Consider the following 15,783-nt stretch of genomic DNA (forward strand, 5'->3'; position numbering starts at 1 on the left):
AGGCGCCGAACGGCCCGGTGTTACGGACGGGCGATACCGAACGCTTCGGGCGAGGTTTTGGTCAGGCCAGCGTCCTGCAGCAGCCAGGTCGTGCCCTGCTGCCACTTGGCCAGGAAGGCTTCGGCCTCGGCACCCGAGATCGCCAGCATGTTGAAGCCGCGGTTGTCCATCAGCTCTTTGAACTCGGCGTTCTCGGCTCCTTTGGCGTAGGCGGCGGCCAGCTTGGCGACGACATCGTCCGGCGTGCCCTTCTTGACGAAGACACCGAAGAACGGGCCCCAGGGCAGATAGGTGCTATAGGCCGCGTTGAAGTCGGTGACCGGCGGCACGTCCGGCAGCTTGGGGTTCGCGGCGACGTCGAAGATCGCCAGTGGCTTCATCTTGCCAGCGCGGATGCCTTCGATCGCTGCACCCAGAACGGCGGGCATCACGTCGATTGCGCCACCCTGCAGCGCGGTCAGTGCGGGGCCGTCGCCATCGTAGGGCACCGAGATGACGTTCATCTTGCCTTCGACGGTGTTGATCATCGCGGTCACGACCGAGGGCAGACCGCCGGGGCCGGTTGCGCCGACGCGCAGCTCGCCGGGGTGCTCTTTGATATAGGCCATCATGCCGGCGTAGTCGTTAAAGGGCGCGTCCGGGTTGGCCACCAAGATCGGGGTGCCGCGTGCCAGGATCGAGATCGGGATGAAGTCCGAGTAGTCCTTGTCGCCCAGGCCCATGACCTTGTACAGCAGCGGGTTTTCCGCGCCCATCAGCAGGGTGTAGCCGTCAGCATCCTGACCTGCGACATGGTTCAGCGCGATGGCACCGACGCCGCCGGTCATGTTCTGCATGACGACGGTGCCGCCCAGAACGGCCTCGGCATGGGGGGTGACAGAGCGCATCACGGTGTCGGTAGAGCCGCCGGCCCCCCACTGGATGATGCCCTGGATTTCCTTGGCCGGATAATCAGCTGCGGCTGCTGCCGACACACCAAGGACAAGCGCCGATACGGCGCCGAATACGAAACGCTTCATGAGGTTCCTCCCGTTAAAGCAATGAACGCGATCCTCCACGCGTCCGATGCATCGGTAATGCGCCAACCTGTTGCGTAACGTCAAATACGATTACTGCGCCATCATTAACATGATGTTATTTTGGTTTCGACTAGGCCCAATGCCGCCCTGCATCCAGCAACTCTTTTCGGAACTGCTTGATGCTGTATTCGGCAAAGTTCGACAGCACCCTGTCTTTCTTGGTGACGGCGTAGATATCGATGAATGTTTCTTCGAGGATCGGCTTGCGAACGATGCCGGGCAGGTACACCTCGGCCACCGAAAATTCGTCGATCAGGGCCACGCCAAGCCCGTGCCGAACCAGGCTTACGATAGTCTGGGCAAACCGTCCGCGCATCGAATGCCGGATGTCGATCCCGGCCTCGTGAAAGGGGCGCGAGACGATTCGACCATACGGATCCGAAGGGTCGATCCCCACCAGAGCGTCATTCGCCAGATCATGGACCGACACCACATCCCGGTCGGCCAGCGGGTGATTTTCCGGCAGGATCGCCATCACACGGCCATGTGCCAGCTTCTCGTTCTGGATGCCGGGGTTGTGGATGGCCGAGCTCATGATCACGAACTCGCCCCGTTCAAGCAGCAGGTAGTCGGCCGTTTCTTCGATCTTCAGGATGTTCAGGTCGATGTACAAATCGGGATAGCGCGACCGGATGGTCCGCAGCGCCCGCGCGGCGATGAACTGCGCGACGGACGGGGCCGAGGCAAAGGACAGCTGGACCTCTTCCCCTTTTTGAAGCGAGTCGATGGCGGATTGCAGGTTGGCGACGCCCTTATAGACCTCGCGGATTTGGTCAAACACCTTGCCAGCCTCGACCGAAGGTACGAACAGCCCGGCGCGGCGTTCGAACAGCCGCAGGCCCAGCGTTTCCTCGGTGTGCTTGACCAGCCGCGAAATGCCGGGGGCCGAGACGCCCAGCAGCTCGGCCGCGCCGCTGATCGTGCCGCGAAGCATGACCGCCCGGATCACCTCGACCTGGCGCAATGTGATTTCCCGCATGTGATCCTCCCTGATTGGCGCATTTAACCTGATGTTACGCAATCGCGCAAACAAGCATTTGACGTTAGGGCCGCGTGGCGGAAAAACCGGGGCTGGAATAGGAGGGTCCAAAATGTCCGACGCCCGCGCAGAGTGGAATGAAACCTGTGATCTGCTGGTTGCGGGGTCGGGGGCTGCGGGGCTTGCCGCCGCTGTGGCGGCCGCACGGCGCGGGCTGAAGGTCATCGTGGCCGAGAAGGCCGAGGTGATCGGCGGCACCACCGCCTGGTCCGGTGGCTGGATCTGGGCGCCCTGCAACCCCGTCGCCCGCCGCAACGGGTTCACCGAAGACAGCAGCGGGCCGCGCACCTACCTCGAAGCGGTGCAGGGCAACAATTTCAACCCCGAACTGGTGGATGCCTTTCTGGACGCCGCACCCGAGATGATCGGCTTTCTCGAAGATGCGGGGATGGAGTTCGAATGCGGTGCGCGCATTCCCGACACCTATGGCCACCTGCCGGGTGCGGGGACGGGCGGCCGTTCGGTCATCGCAGCGCCCTATGATGGCCGACGGCTGGGCGGCGCGATCGGGATGCTGCGGCGTCCGATGCGCGAGACTTCGTTCATCGGGATGACGATCCAGGCGGGTGCGGATTTGCGGGCGTTCATGACGGCAACGCGCTCGGTGCGCTCGGCGGTGCATGTGGGGTTGCGGCTGACGCGGCACCTGTGGTCGCTGGCGCGCTATGGCCGGGGGATGGAGCTGCGCAACGGCAATGCTCTGGTTGCCCGGCTGATGCGCGCGGCTTTGGACGCCGGGGTCGAGCTGCGCACTGGTGTCGCCGTGACAGAACTGCTGCGCGACAACGGTCAGGTGAGCGGCGCTGTACTGGATGGCCCGGCTGGCCCCTCGCGGGTCGCATCTGCACGCGGCGTCGTGCTGGCCTGCGGCGGCTATCCCTACGATCTGGCGCGCCGCAAGGCGACCTTTCCGCATCCGGATCAGCACCGGACCCTGGCGGTGCCAAGTGCAACCGGCGACGGGCTTCAACTGGGCGAAGCGGCGGGCGGTCATCAGGCGCAAACGCTCGCCTCTGCGGGCGCGTGGTGCCCCGTGTCCGAGGTTCTTTGGCCCGATGGCTCCAAAGGCGTGTTTCCCCATATCATCGAGCGCGGCAAACCCGGCGTGATCGGCGTGCTCGCCTCGGGGCGCCGGTTCTGCAACGAGGGGCTGGGATATTACGATTACGTCAAAGAATTGTACAACGCCGTGCCGGGCGGATCGCCCGTTGAGTCCTGGCTGATCTGTGATCACCGGTTCATCCGTCGCTACGGGCTGGGCATCGTGCGCCCCGCGCCGCTGCCGCTGGGGCCGTGGATCAAGTCGGGCTATCTGTCGACCGGCGTAACGCTGGGTGATCTGGCCCGCACCTGCGGCATTGATCCGGCTGGCCTTGAGGACACGGTTGCCCGTTTCAACACCCATGCTGCCAACGGCGAAGACCCCGAGTTCCATCGCGGCACCACGCCCTACATGCGCCTTCAAGGCGACCCCGATGTCTCGCCGAACCCGTGTCTGGCCCCCATCGAAACGGGGCCGTTCTACGCGGTTCGCGTTATCCCCGGCAGTTTCGGCACCTTCGCCGGGCTGCAAACCGATGGCGATGCGCGCGTGCTGGATGCGGACGGGCGACCCATCGCGGGCCTCTATGCTGCCGGAACGGACATGGCCAGCGTCATGGGCGGGCATTACCCGGCGGGCGGGATAAATCTGGGCCCGGCACTGACCTTTGGCTACATCGCCGGACGTCACGCCGCCGGAGGTGCGAAATGAGCCGCCTTCTGTCCCTTGCCCACCTGTCGGCGATTGATCTGCCCCCGCCCGAGCTGATCCATACGGCCGCGGATGTTGGGTTCGGCGCGGTCGGATTGCGCTTGATCCGGGTGACCGAGACCAGCCCGGGCTACGCCCTGATGGACGATGCCGCGATGATGCGGGCGACCCGCGCGGCCATACAGGCCACCGGCCTGAAGGTCCATGACATCGAGTTCATCAAGATCGAGCCGCACACGGATGTTGCCGCGCTGGAGCGGGTTCTGGATGCCGGTGCCGAGCTGGGCGCGACCGAGGTCATCACCGCCCCCTACGACCCCGATCTTGGCCGCCTTGCCGACCGGCTGGCCGATCTGACGGAGCGCGCGAATGCCCGTGGTCTTGGCGTGGTGCTGGAGTTCTTTCCCTGGACCGTTGTGCCGACGCTCAAGGCCGCGCTGGACGTCGTCACCGCCGCTGGCCCGACCGTTGGCATCCTGCCGGACAGCCTGCATTTCGACCGCTCCCCCAGCCGGTTGGACACCCTGCGCACGCTGGCACCCGAGCGTCTGCGTTTCGCACATCTGTGCGACGCGCCGGTCCATCCGCCCTATAGCACCGAAGACCTGCTGTTCGCGGGCCGGGCCGAGCGTCTGGCGCCCGGCGAGGGGCAGATCGACCTTGCCAGCTTTGTGAACGCGCTGCCTTGTGACCTGCCTTTGGCGCTGGAAGTGCCGATGACTGCGCTCGCCTCTGCCGAAGGACCGAAGGCGGTGATCGAGCGCATCATGAGTTCGACGCGCCGGTTTCTGAACGGACTGACGGGCTGAGATGTTCACGGTCCTTTCGATCACCGGCTCGATCTTTGCGCTGATCGGCGTCGGGTTCGCACTGGCGCGCGGTCAGATTTTCTCGGCGGCGGATTTCGCCACGCTCGGCCGGTTCGTCGTGCGTATCGCGCTGCCTGCCCTGATCCTGCGCGCCCTTCTGTCTCGGCCGCTGGGCGAGGTGTTCGACACCGGCTATCTGCTGGCCGTGCTGTTCGGGTCGCTGGCGGCCTTTGCCTTTCAATACGGCTGGGCGCGATACATCGACAAGGAGAGTGCGATCGCCAGTACGTTCCGATCCATGGGAGCGGCGAATGGCAATTCCGGGTTCGTTGGCTATCCGGTGTTGTTGCTAGTGATCCCGCAGGTCGCGGGGCCGGCACTGGCGCTGAACATGATCGTCGAGAATCTGGTGATGATCCCGCTGGCGCTGGCCTTGGCCGAAAATGCCAGGGGCAAGGCTGCCGGTCAGACTGGCTTGGTCACGGTGATCGGAGGGCGTCTTGTACGAAATCCGATCATTTTTGCACTCATTCTCGGGGCAATCCTGTCCGCGCTGCGCGTGCCGATCCCCTCGGTCGTGTCCCGGCCCATCGACATGTTGGCCAATGCCAGCTCGGCTTTGTCGCTGGTTGCCATCGGAGGCATGGTCGCAGCGATCCCGTTGCGGCGGATCGGCGGGGCAGTGCTGTCGGTGACGTTGGGCAAGTTGGTCATGCATCCGGTTCTGGTCATGCTGGGCATGGTGGCGGTCCGGGCCGCGGGGTTTGATGTCAGCGAGACCATGTTCGCGGCTGGCGTGCTGCTGGCCTCGGTCCCGACGATGAGCGTTTACCCCGTCCTCGCCCAGCAATTCGGAGAGGAGCGGACCGCGTCTCAGGTCATGTTGGTCGTCACGGCGCTGTCGTTCCTGACGATGAGTGGCGTGCTGGCGTTGCTGCGCCTTTAGGCTTGTGGATGGTCTAGGCGGCCCGGGCGTCCCATTCGCCCTTGGCGATCGCGTCAAAGATCATTTGCAGGATCAGGCTGCGCACCCGCTCTAGCGCAAAGGTCGCGGGGCGGTCGGACAGTTCGCAGATGTAGAGCGTTCGGCTGAGCTCTGGTTCGATGATCGGACGCGCGACCAGATCGCCGGATTGCAGCTGATCGTGCATGAACAGCGAGGTGCCGATGGCGCAGCCCAGCCCGGCCTTCAGCGCCCCCGAGATCGCGCTGACCGAGTTCAGGTTCAGACGCGCCCGGGCCTCGAGCTTTTTCAGCAGATTGACGTCATCCATCAGGGCCCGCGCAGACAGGCCCTGTTTCAGCAGGATGATGGGTAGCTCCAGCAACGCGTCAAAGGTGATCGGCTCGGTGGTGTCGCCAATCAGTTCTGGGCGACCGACGCAGACCATCCGTTCCTCGAGTATCGGCTGGGTGCGTAGCGCGGCGTCCTGTGGGGGGTTGTAGACGACGGCCAGATCAACCTCGGACGCCATGAGATGCACCAGCGTCGAGCCTGACAGGCTTTCGGAGAGGGTGAGTTTCAGGCGCGGGTAGTCGCGCAGCACCGTTTCGATCAGCGTCAGGCCGATGGCCCGCACAGCTGAATGCGCCATGCCGACCGAGATTTCCCCGACGATATCGCGCGCCTCGCCGCGCACGTCCTGTTCGGCCGCCTCCATCGAACGCAGGATGCCGCGTGCGTGCTCGTACAGCCGCTCTCCGGCGGCGGTTGGCACCAATCCACGGGGGCGGCGGACGAAAAGCTGCGTGCCCAAGTGATCCTCGAGGTTGGCGAGGTGATGGCTGAGCGCCGACGTGGCCACATGCAGGTTTTCTGCCGCCCGAGAGAGCGAGCCGTGTTCATGGATGGCGGCAAAGTATCGAAGCTGACGAGAGTCCATGGTTTCTAAATTCTAGAACGGAACCTTCTAAACTCTATAATTTTTATAATTCACTGGCAAGCCTATGGTCGTCTCGAAAGGGAGGACGGCAATGAGCGTCACTGGTTTTGCCCCGCTGGAGGGCGTGCGTGTCATCGAGATGAGCCACATGATCATGGGGCCGTCCTGCGGGATGTTCCTGGCGTTTCTGGGGGCCGAGGTCATCAAGGTCGAGCCGCCCGAAGGCGATAAGACGCGCGATCTGACCGGGATGGGGCGCGGCTTTTTCCCTACCTTCAATCGCGGCAAGAAGTCGATCACGCTGGACCTGAAATCCGAGGCTGGCCGCGCCGCGCTGGACGGGCTGCTGAAAGACGCCGACGTCTTTGTCGAGAATTTTCGGGATAGTTCGCTGGCTGCGATGGGGTTTGCGCCCGAAGTTCTGCGGCAGCGTCACCCGACGCTGATCGTTGCGTCGTGCAAGGGGTTCCTGCACGGGCCGTACGAAAACCGCACCGCGATGGACGAGGTCGTTCAGATGATGACCGGAATGGCCTACATGACCGGCCCGACCGGGCGGCCGCTGCGGATTGGATCGTCGGCCAATGACATCATGGGCGGGCTGTTCGGCGCGTTCTCGGTTCTGGCGGCGTTGATGCAGCGGGATCGCGACGGGCAGGGCCATGCGGTGCGCATTGGGCTGTTCGAAAACTGCCTGCTGCTGGTCGCGCAGCACATGGTGCAATACGACATCGAAGGGACCGAGGCACCGCCGATGCCCGAGCGCGATTTCTCGTGGCCGGTCTACGATATTTTCCACACAAGTGACGCGCAGTCGATTTTCGTCGGCGCCGTCACCGAAGGCCAATGGGCCAAACTTTGCGATGTGTTGGGTCTGGCCGCGCTGAAGGCAGACTCCCGGCTTCAGACACGCCCCGACCAGATCAAGGCCCGTGACTGGACCTTGCCCATCATCGCAAATGCCATCGCGCGTCAGACCTACGCGCCCCTCGCTTCTGCGTTAGAGCGCGATGGCATCCCCTTTTCCCCGATCGCGCGTCCGGCGCAGATGTATGACGACCCGCATGTCACGCGGCCCGGTGGTCTGATGACCTCGACCCTGCCCGAGGGCGGCAGCTATCGTGCGCCGGGTCTGCCGTTCGAGGTTGACGGGCGGCCTGCCGTGCCTGCCTCGGTCGATCTGCCCGATGTCGGGGACGACACCGCTGAAATCCTTGGCGCCCTGGGTTTGGAGCCGGATGAGATTCGCACGGCCTCGGGTCAGGCGCGGAGGCAGGTGGCATGATTTCCGCCCAGCACCTTTATCCAGCGGGACAGATCACGTTGCGCGAGGTCGGGCTGCGGGACGGGCTGCAACTGGTACGCCGGTTCCCCTCGACCGAGGCGAAAAAGCAGTGGCTGCGTCAGGAATACGCGGCGGGTGTGCGGCATTTCGAGGTGGGATCGTTCCTGCCCGCGTCGCGGATGCCGCAATTCGCCGACGTCCGCGAGCTGATCGACGAGACAGCGCGGCTGGGTGCCTGGTCATCGGCGCTGGCCCTGAATGAACGCGGGGCGATGGATGCCTGCGCCGCCGGGGTGGACGAAATCATCAACGTCATCTCGGCCACCGAAGAGCACAGCCAGGCCAACATGCGCCGGTCGCGCGCTGATGCGGTCGAGCTGGTGCGCCGGTCAAAGGCGCTGTCGGCCGCAAGCGATCACAAGCCCCTGGTCAACGCAGGGATCGCGATGGCCTTTGGCTGTTCGATCGCCGGAGAGGTGAAGCCCGAGGACGTGCTGCGCCTTGCCGAGGGATGTCTGGAGGCGGGCGCGGATGCCATCGGCGTCGCCGATACGGTCGGCTTCGCGGGGCCCACGCAGGTGGCCGCGCTGACCCGCCAGCTTGTGGACCTGTGCGGCGACATTCCGGTGCTGGTGCACCTGCATGACACGCGCGGCATGGCCGTCGTCAATGCCGCCGCCGCCATTGATGCCGGTGCGCGTGCGCTGGATGGCTCGCTTGGCGGGCTGGGTGGCTGTCCGTTTGCCCCCGGCGCAACGGGGAACGCGGTGTTCGAGGATCTGGTGTTCCTGTGTGAACGGATGGGCGTGCCGACCGGCATCGACCTGGCCGCGCTGATCGCGGTGCGCCGGATTCTCGAAACCGAAATGCCAGAAGAAGAGCTGCATGGCGCGCTGGCCCGCTCGGGTTTGCCGCCGCGTGTGAAATGGACCGCTTGAGGAGGCGGTCTGAAAGAGTTCAAATAAGGGAGGAACCCATGAAACATCTGACCAAGGCGCTTGTCGCCACAACGCTTTCGCTGACTGCCACGACGGCTTTGGCCGATGCCACTGCCATGCGGTGTAGCCACCAGCTGCCGCCAGCCCATGCCGTGTCAAAGGTCATCGACCGCTGGGCGGCCGAAGTCGAAACCCTGTCGCAGGGCGAGATCGACGTTCAGGTCTTTGGCGCGGACAGTCTGGTGGGCGCCAAAGAGAACATCACCGCCACCGCCAAGGGCGATATCGAATGCGCGTTCTCGGTGCAGTTCCAGTGGGGCAAGACCCTGCCGATCATGACCGTGACGACTCGTCCCTTCGCGTTTTCCGACATGAATATCTGGCGGAACTGGGACGGCTCTGACGCGGCCAATTTCCTTGAGGACAAGCTGCGCCAGAAGGGTGTCGAAAACGTCGTATGGCTGTTCCAGACCTCGGATTCGGTTTTCACCTCGAAGGGCAAGTACCTGAAGGCCCCCGAGGATTTCAAAGGCTTGAAAATCCGTGGCCTGGTGCCCGCCTTCAACTCGGCGATCGAGGCACTGGGCGCGTCGCCCGTGTCGATGTCGGGTGGCGAGGTTTATCAGGGCTTGGCGACCGGCGTGATCGACGCGGCGCTGACGGGCACTGACGCGGCCGTGTCCCGCAAATACTACGAGGTGCAGGACCATTTCGCAGTGGTTCCCGTGATCTCGGTCTACTTCCACGGCTACCTGAACCCGAAATTCTATGCGGGCCTGTCCGACACCGCCAAGGCCGCGCTGGACGAAGCAGGTAAGAAAGCCGCCGTCTGGGCCGTGGAGGAGGCTGAGGCCGCCGCCGCTGCCGCGCCCGCTGATCTGGCTACGAAAGGCGTGAACGTCTACACGCTGACGCCCGAAGAGAACAAAGCGCTGGAGGCGGTGATGCAACCTGCCTTTGACGCCAAGTTCAGCTCGGACGATCCCGAAAGCCAGAAGCTGCTGGAGCTGATCGACCAGCTGCGCGGTCAGGGCTGACATGGAAACCGGCGCGAACATCAAATCAAAGGGGGCGGCACCGAAAGGTGCCGTTTCCCGGTTGGCCGATGCCGTGGTGCAGATCGCGGGCGCGCTCAGCACTGCGCTGATCCTGGTGGCCTTTGCGCTGACCATCTTTGCGGTGTTCATGCGCTACGTCGTCAACGCCCCGCTGATGTGGTCGGACGATGCGTCGGGCTGGATGCTGGTGACGCTGATCATGCTGGGCTGCGCCGAGGCATACCGCAGGGACATCCATATCGGTATTGACCTGTTGACCGCGCGCCTGGGCAACAAGGCCAAGGGCGCGCAGGAAACCTTTGCCGATCTGGCGGTGCTGACCTGTGCCATCCTGCTGGGCATCAGCGCGTGGGAGGCGGTGACGTTCTCGTACGCGTTTGATGCCTATACCTCGGGCACCGTCGAGGTGCCGCTTTGGCAAGTCCAGCTTCCGCTGCCGATCGGCGCGGCCTTGCTGGGGCTGGTCGCGATCAGCCGCATTCTGACCCGACTGAGCAAAGGAAGCTCGAAATGACCATGATCCTTGTTTTCGGCGGGCTGATTCTGTTGCTGCTGAGCGGTATGCCGATTTTCGTGGCCCTGGGCCTGTCCGCCAGTGCGATTTTGCTGATCTTCGAGGGCAACATCGGCAGCATCGCCGACACCGTCTTTGCCAATTTCGACAAGCCGATCCTGATGACCATTCCGCTGTTCGTGTTCATGGCGCAGCTGATGATCCGCGCCAAGGTGATCGACGATCTGTATGACATGGCGCACACGGTCGTCGGCCATATCCGGGGCGGGCTGGGCGTGGCCACCGTGCTGTCCTGTACCATCTTCGCCGCGATCTCGGGGTCTTCGGTGGCGACCGCCTTGTCCATCGGTTCCAGCGCCATTCCGCAGATGAAGCGCTTTGGCTACCCCGAGCGTGACGCACTGGGCGTGATCGCTGCGGGCGGGACGCTGGGCATTCTGATCCCGCCGTCGGGGCCGATGATCCTTTATGCCATCGTGTCCGAAGTTTCGATCGGCGCGCTGTTCCTGGCGGGGATCGTTCCTGGTCTGCTGCTGGCGCTGATCTTCTCGGTCTACTGCGTCGTTCGGGCCAGCCGTGATCCGTCGCAGGTTGCGCCGGATTGGGCGGGATGGGGCCGTGTGCTTTCGGCGCTGCGCCGGTCGATCTGGGCGGTCATGGCCCCGCCGATCGTGATGGGCGGTATCTATTTCGGCGTTTTCACCGCTGGCGAGGCGGCCGCCTTCGGTTCTCTCTATGCGCTGATCGTGGCACTGACGGTCTATCGCAGCCTGGGCCTGCGCCAGATCTGGGAATGCGCGCGCCAGTCCATGCTGACCTCGATGATGGTGTTCATGATCATTGCCGGGGCCGCGATGTTCGGCCACGCGATCACGATCATCCGCCTGCCCATGGGCGTGACCGAGCTTGTCGCGAACATGGGGCTGGGCCCGCTGGGGTTCGTGCTGATGGTCATGGCGATGATCTTTGTGATGGGGATGTTCTTTGAATCCATCGCCATCATCCTGATCACCACGCCGATCCTGCTGCCAACCATGCACATGCTGGATATCGACCTGATCTGGTACGGGGTCTTGCTGATGATCAACCTTGAGCTGGCGATGATCACGCCGCCCGTCGGGATGAACCTGTTCGTGATCAAGGGGATCACCGATGCCCCGCTGTCCGAGGTGGTGCGGGGTGCCGCGCCCTATGTCATCTTGATGTTGGGCGGTCTGGTGTTGATGATGCTGGTGCCGGGGCTGGCCACGTGGCTGCCTTATGCCGCAGGGTTCGGGCAATAACGGCACAGCGGGGGAAACATGACTGACGGTAAATCATACGCGTTCCAATCCATTGCGCAGGCGCTACAGGATCATGGCGTAACGACCATGTTCGGCCTGATGGGCGATGCCAACCTGTTCATGGTGGATCACTACGTTCGGGCGTGCAAAGGGACGTTCGTCCCCGTCGCCTACGAGGGTAGCGCGGTGCTGATGGCGCAGGCATACGCCCATGTCTCGGGCCGGATCGGGGTTGCCACGGTGACGCATGGGCCGGCCCTGACCAACTGCATCACGGCGCTGACCGAAGGCGCGCGCGGGCATATCCCGATGGTGCTGCTGGCCGGGGATACCCCGGTGATGAACCCGCAGAACCTGCAGAACATCGACCAGCGTGAGGCGGTCAAAGTCACCGGCGCGGGGTTCGAACAGATGCGCTCGGCCGCGACGGCGGCCCATGACGTGGCGCATGCCTTCTATCGGGCGCGGGTCGAGAAACGGCCTATCGTGCTGAACATGCCGTCGGATTTCATGTGGCAAGAGGTGCCGCATACCCCCGTGATGTTCCCGGCGTTTTCAGCCCCCGCGATGGTGCCCGAAGGCGACGATCTGGATCAGGCGGTGGGCATGATCGCCTCGGCCCGGCGGCCCGTGGTGCTGGCCGGGGGTGGGGCCGTCGACGCGCGGGACAAGCTGATCCGGCTGGCCGACCGTCTGCAGGCGCCGCTGGCGACCACGCTCAAGGCTAAGGGGCTGTTCAACGGCCACCCTTACAACATGGACATCTTCGGCACGCTTAGCACTCCGGCAACCTATGACGCGATTGCCAAGGCCGATTGCATCATCTGTTTCGGCACCAGTCTGCACCATTTCACCACCGACAAGGGCGCGCTGATGAAGGGCAAGCGGATCGTGCAGGTCAACGATACCGTGACCGAGGTCAGCAAGAATTTTCATCCCGATGCAGCCCTTGTGGCCGATGCGGGGCTGACGGCGGATAACATCGTCTATTGGCTGGACGAGGCCGAGATCGCCCCCAGCGGCTTCACCGCTGAGTTGGACATGGAAATGCTGACGGCGCATCCGGCGGGCCAGCCGGGGACATCGGGAGACGGGTTCGTGTCTTACGTCTACGCGCTGGAGCAGCTGGAGCAGGCGTTGCCCAAGAACCGCATCCTGACCACGGATGGCGGCCGCTTCATGACTGAGGTCTGGTGCCGTATCTCGGCCCCTGATCCGCGCAGCTTTATCGTGACGGCGAATTTCGGCTCTATCGGGCTGGGCCTGCAAGAGGCGATTGGCGCGGGCCTGGCCGATCCTGACCGGCCCGTGGTTCTGTTCACCGGGGACGGTGGTTTCATGATGGGCGGGGTGAACGAGTTCAACACCGCCGTCCGGTTGAAGCAGGACCTGATCGTGATCGTCGCCAACGACTCGGCCTATGGGGCCGAGCATATCCAGTTCCTCGACCGCCAAATGGACCCCGGCCTTGCCATGTTCGAATGGCCCAGCTTTGCCGACGTGGCGACTGCGCTTGGCGGGCAGGGGGTAAGTGTCCGGTCTGACGAAGACCTGGGCCTTGCGATCCGCGCGATCGAGACCCGCGACCGCCCGCTTCTGATCGAGCTGCGCCTCGACCCCAACGATGTGCCACGCATGCGGATCTGATCCGGCACACAAACTAGGAGACCGACATGACGATCTATTCTCTGGGTGCGGCAGCGCCCTCTTTGACTGCGTCCGGTGACTACTGGATCGCGCCCGGGGCCCATGTCATTGGCGATGTCCGCCTTGGCCCGGACGTCGGCATCTGGTTTTGCGCCGTGCTGCGTGGCGATAATGAGCCCATGACCATCGGCGCCAGAACGAACATTCAGGAACACGCGATGCTGCATTCCGACCCTGGCTATCCGTTGACGATCGGAGAGGACGTTACCATCGGCCACAGGGCAATCGTTCATGGATGCTCGATTGGCGACGGCACGCTGGTCGGGATGGGGGCGGTGATCCTGAACGGTGCCAAGATCGGCAAGAACTGCCTGATCGGGGCGGGGGCGCTGGTGACCGAGGGCAAGGACATTCTGGACGGATCACTGGTGGTCGGAAGCCCGGCCAAGGTCCTGCGCGCGCTCGATGAAACCGCGATTGCAGGCTTGGGCGCATCGGCGCGGTCCTATGTCGATAACTGGAAACGCTTTGCGCGGGATCTAAGCGCCGAAGCCTGACGGCTTGGGTTGCGCCATCAGCGCCACTTGGTCAGCAGGATGCTGGCGACGATGAAGATGCCGTAGCTCACCATGCCGCCCGCGATAGCCACGAACACGGCGGTCACGCCCAGATCGGTGGTGCCGCTCAGGTAGATCGCGCCTCCGAAGGCGACGCTGATGCGAACGACGCCGCCCAGGAACGGCCAGAGCATCCGGCCCGCGCCCTGGCTGGCAAAGTACATCGCCAGACCGATGGCGAAAAAGCTGTAGAACGGCGCGACGACGCGGAAATAGCTGCGCCCGGCGGCCAGGGGTCCGGACTCGCTCGGGGACAGGAACAGCCCCAGCCACAGGTCGGGTGCAATGGCGACGACCAACCCGATCAGCCCGACGATGAGGGCAGCGGCGACAGAGCCTGTCCAGGCGATCTGCAAGGCACGGCGTTTCTGGTGCGCGCCGATATTGGCGCCGACCATAGCGGTCATGGCCGCTCCGATCCCGAAGACGATGGGGATCAGCAGGAATTCCAACCGCGCGCCCAGACCGTAGCCCGCCAGCGCCTCTTTGCCATGGCGACCGACGGCACCAACCATCAGGACGATGGTCAGCACGGTCAGGGCCGAGTTGGCCGAGGCGATCAGGCCGACCTTCAGGATTTCGTTGAACATGTCCGCTTGCAGGCGGGTGCCGCTCAGGGTCAGCCCGGCGCGACCCGTCAGCACATAGACGAGCGCCACCATCCCGCCAAGCGCGTGCGCGGCGACGGTTCCCAGCGCAAGGCCCGCCATGCCAAGGGCGGGCAGGCCCAGCCATCCCAGCGCAAAGGTACCCGCCAGCGGGATCGACACCAGCGACACGAACAGCAGTGTCAGAGAGGCGAACATCATCCCGCCGGTGCCGCGAATGACGCTGAGGGTGGCGTGGCACAGCCAGATCGTGATGCAGCCGGGAAAGAAAAGCGCGGCATAGCTAAGCGCGGCTTCGGCAGGTTGGCCCGCGCCACCCAGCAGCTCGAACACGGGTCTGCCGAGGCCGGCCATCAGGGCGGCAGAGAGGAGCGCCGAGACAACCGCGATGGCCAGCCCGGCCAGGGCGACGTTGCCCGCCCGCTCGGGCGAGCCCGCGCCAAGCGCCCGGGCCACGGCCGAGGAGATCGCCCCGCCCATCGCACCCGCGGACAACATCTGCGTCAGCATGACCAGCGGAAACACCAACGCCAGCCCGGCCAGCGAGTCGACGCCCAGGCGGCTGGCAAAGATGCCCTCGGAAATGCTCATCAACGCCTGCACGATCATCGCCAGCACGTTGGGCGCGGCCAGACGGGCCAGCGTGGGGCCGATCGGCCCCTCTAGCATGGCGCGGGTGCGCGCGGCCCGTGCAGCGGCGGCGCTCATTTGGCCGACTGCGCTTCGGTCAGGGGGAACAGGAAGCAGGTGGTCGAGCCGTGGGCGTAAAGCTTGCCGTCCTCGACCCCGATCAGCCGCCCTTCGGAGGTGGCCATGCGTCGACCGCGGTGGATCACCGTGCCTTCGGCGCGCATCAGGCCGATGTCGGGGCGGATGGCGCGGGTGTAGTTGATTTTCAGCTCGGCGGTGGTGAAGCCCCAGCCGGGCTCCAGCGTGGTGTGCACGGAAATGCCCAGGGCCGAGTCCAGCACTGTCGCCGCAAAGCCGCCGTGGACGGTGCCCATCGGGTTCAGCAGGAAATCTCCGGGCTGGCATTCGAAGGTGACCTTGCCGTACTCCAACTGCTTGGCTGCCGACATGCCGATGGTCGCCGCGATCGAAGGCTGCGCACCGATCTCACCCGCCGCCAGCGCCTTCATGTAGTCCAGACCGTTCATCCGCATCGCTGCCGTCGGATCGAAGGTGGCGGGCGCGTAGTCGTAGCTGCGGGTCATCATGGTCATGGGGTTTCCTTTTTCGTAAGTTCCAAAAAGGAACGCACTTGTTTGAT

15 protein-coding genes are annotated in these 15,783 nt (G+C 64.3%); 10 read left to right on the forward strand and 5 right to left on the reverse strand.

What is annotated here, in order from left to right; genetic code table 11:
- Positions 1-20 precede the first annotated feature (20 nt).
- Together E7681_RS10055 and E7681_RS10060 are read right to left on the reverse strand one after the other, a co-directional pair.
- Positions 21-1,019: a Bug family tripartite tricarboxylate transporter substrate binding protein gene (locus E7681_RS10055; protein ID WP_136339154.1), complete on the reverse strand. Its 999-nt coding sequence runs from the start codon at positions 1,017-1,019 to the stop codon at positions 21-23.
- A gap of 130 nt (positions 1,020-1,149) precedes the next feature.
- Entirely contained in the window at positions 1,150-2,058 is a 909-nt protein-coding gene (locus tag E7681_RS10060; protein ID WP_136339155.1) for a LysR family transcriptional regulator, read from the reverse strand.
- A gap of 112 nt (positions 2,059-2,170) precedes the next feature.
- Between E7681_RS10060 and E7681_RS10065 the strand changes: the two genes are divergently transcribed.
- Genes E7681_RS10065 through E7681_RS10075 form a run of 3 tightly spaced genes read left to right on the forward strand, consistent with a single transcriptional unit; the run spans position 2,171 to position 5,626 of the window.
- The gene (locus E7681_RS10065) at positions 2,171-3,871 is read left to right on the forward strand and encodes an FAD-dependent oxidoreductase (protein ID WP_136339156.1); all 1,701 of its coding nucleotides are present in this window, start codon (positions 2,171-2,173) and stop codon (positions 3,869-3,871) included.
- Positions 3,868-4,680 (forward strand): sugar phosphate isomerase/epimerase family protein, encoded by an 813-nt coding sequence (locus tag E7681_RS10070; protein WP_136339157.1) that lies wholly within the window; start codon positions 3,868-3,870, stop codon positions 4,678-4,680. Before E7681_RS10065 ends, E7681_RS10070 begins: the two co-directional genes overlap by 4 nt.
- A gap of 1 nt (position 4,681) precedes the next feature.
- Entirely contained in the window at positions 4,682-5,626 is a 945-nt protein-coding gene (locus E7681_RS10075) for an AEC family transporter (protein WP_136339158.1), read from the forward strand.
- A 13-nt stretch (positions 5,627-5,639) separates the two neighbouring features.
- On the opposite strand, the gene E7681_RS10080 is transcribed toward E7681_RS10075, so the two are convergent.
- Positions 5,640-6,563 carry a LysR family transcriptional regulator gene (locus E7681_RS10080; protein WP_136339159.1) on the reverse strand — a complete coding sequence of 308 codons (924 nt, stop codon included), beginning with the start codon at positions 6,561-6,563 and terminating at the stop codon, positions 5,640-5,642.
- A gap of 91 nt (positions 6,564-6,654) precedes the next feature.
- Between E7681_RS10080 and E7681_RS10085 the strand changes: the two genes are divergently transcribed.
- From E7681_RS10085 to E7681_RS10115, 7 genes are read left to right on the forward strand one after another with little or no spacing between them, the layout of a single operon-like run.
- Positions 6,655-7,848: a CaiB/BaiF CoA transferase family protein gene (locus tag E7681_RS10085; protein ID WP_136339160.1), complete on the forward strand. Its 1,194-nt coding sequence runs from the start codon at positions 6,655-6,657 to the stop codon at positions 7,846-7,848.
- Positions 7,845-8,786: a beta/alpha barrel domain-containing protein gene (locus tag E7681_RS10090; RefSeq protein WP_136339161.1), complete on the forward strand. Its 942-nt coding sequence runs from the start codon at positions 7,845-7,847 to the stop codon at positions 8,784-8,786. Before E7681_RS10085 ends, E7681_RS10090 begins: the two co-directional genes overlap by 4 nt.
- Positions 8,787-8,824: 38 nt before the next feature.
- Complete coding sequence (gene dctP, locus E7681_RS10095) at positions 8,825-9,823, forward strand: TRAP transporter substrate-binding protein DctP (RefSeq protein WP_136339162.1); 999 nt, start codon at positions 8,825-8,827, stop codon at positions 9,821-9,823.
- A 1-nt stretch (position 9,824) separates the two neighbouring features.
- Entirely contained in the window at positions 9,825-10,358 is a 534-nt protein-coding gene (locus tag E7681_RS10100; protein WP_136339163.1) for a TRAP transporter small permease, read from the forward strand.
- A complete protein-coding gene (locus E7681_RS10105) occupies positions 10,355-11,641 on the forward strand; it encodes a TRAP transporter large permease (protein WP_136339164.1) in 1,287 nt (428 codons plus the stop codon). The genes E7681_RS10100 and E7681_RS10105 overlap by 4 nt, the downstream gene beginning before the upstream one ends.
- 18 nt (positions 11,642-11,659) lie before the next feature.
- The gene (locus tag E7681_RS10110) at positions 11,660-13,288 is read left to right on the forward strand and encodes a thiamine pyrophosphate-binding protein (RefSeq protein ID WP_136339165.1); all 1,629 of its coding nucleotides are present in this window, start codon (positions 11,660-11,662) and stop codon (positions 13,286-13,288) included.
- Positions 13,289-13,314: 26 nt separating this feature from the next.
- Entirely contained in the window at positions 13,315-13,845 is a 531-nt protein-coding gene (locus E7681_RS10115) for a gamma carbonic anhydrase family protein (RefSeq protein WP_136339166.1), read from the forward strand.
- 17 nt (positions 13,846-13,862) lie between these two features.
- Here the strand turns inward: E7681_RS10115 and E7681_RS10120 are convergent, their stop codons facing one another.
- Positions 13,863-15,221, reverse strand: coding sequence for an MATE family efflux transporter (locus E7681_RS10120; RefSeq protein ID WP_136339167.1), 1,359 nt, complete (start codon positions 15,219-15,221; stop codon positions 13,863-13,865).
- Positions 15,218-15,736: a PaaI family thioesterase gene (locus tag E7681_RS10125; RefSeq protein WP_211089787.1), complete on the reverse strand. Its 519-nt coding sequence runs from the start codon at positions 15,734-15,736 to the stop codon at positions 15,218-15,220. The genes E7681_RS10120 and E7681_RS10125 overlap by 4 nt, the downstream gene beginning before the upstream one ends.
- Positions 15,737-15,783 lie beyond the last annotated feature (47 nt).

Origin of the sequence: Thalassobius vesicularis (assembly GCF_004799325.1) — a bacterium.
Classification (GTDB): domain Bacteria; phylum Pseudomonadota; class Alphaproteobacteria; order Rhodobacterales; family Rhodobacteraceae; genus Thalassobius; species Thalassobius vesicularis.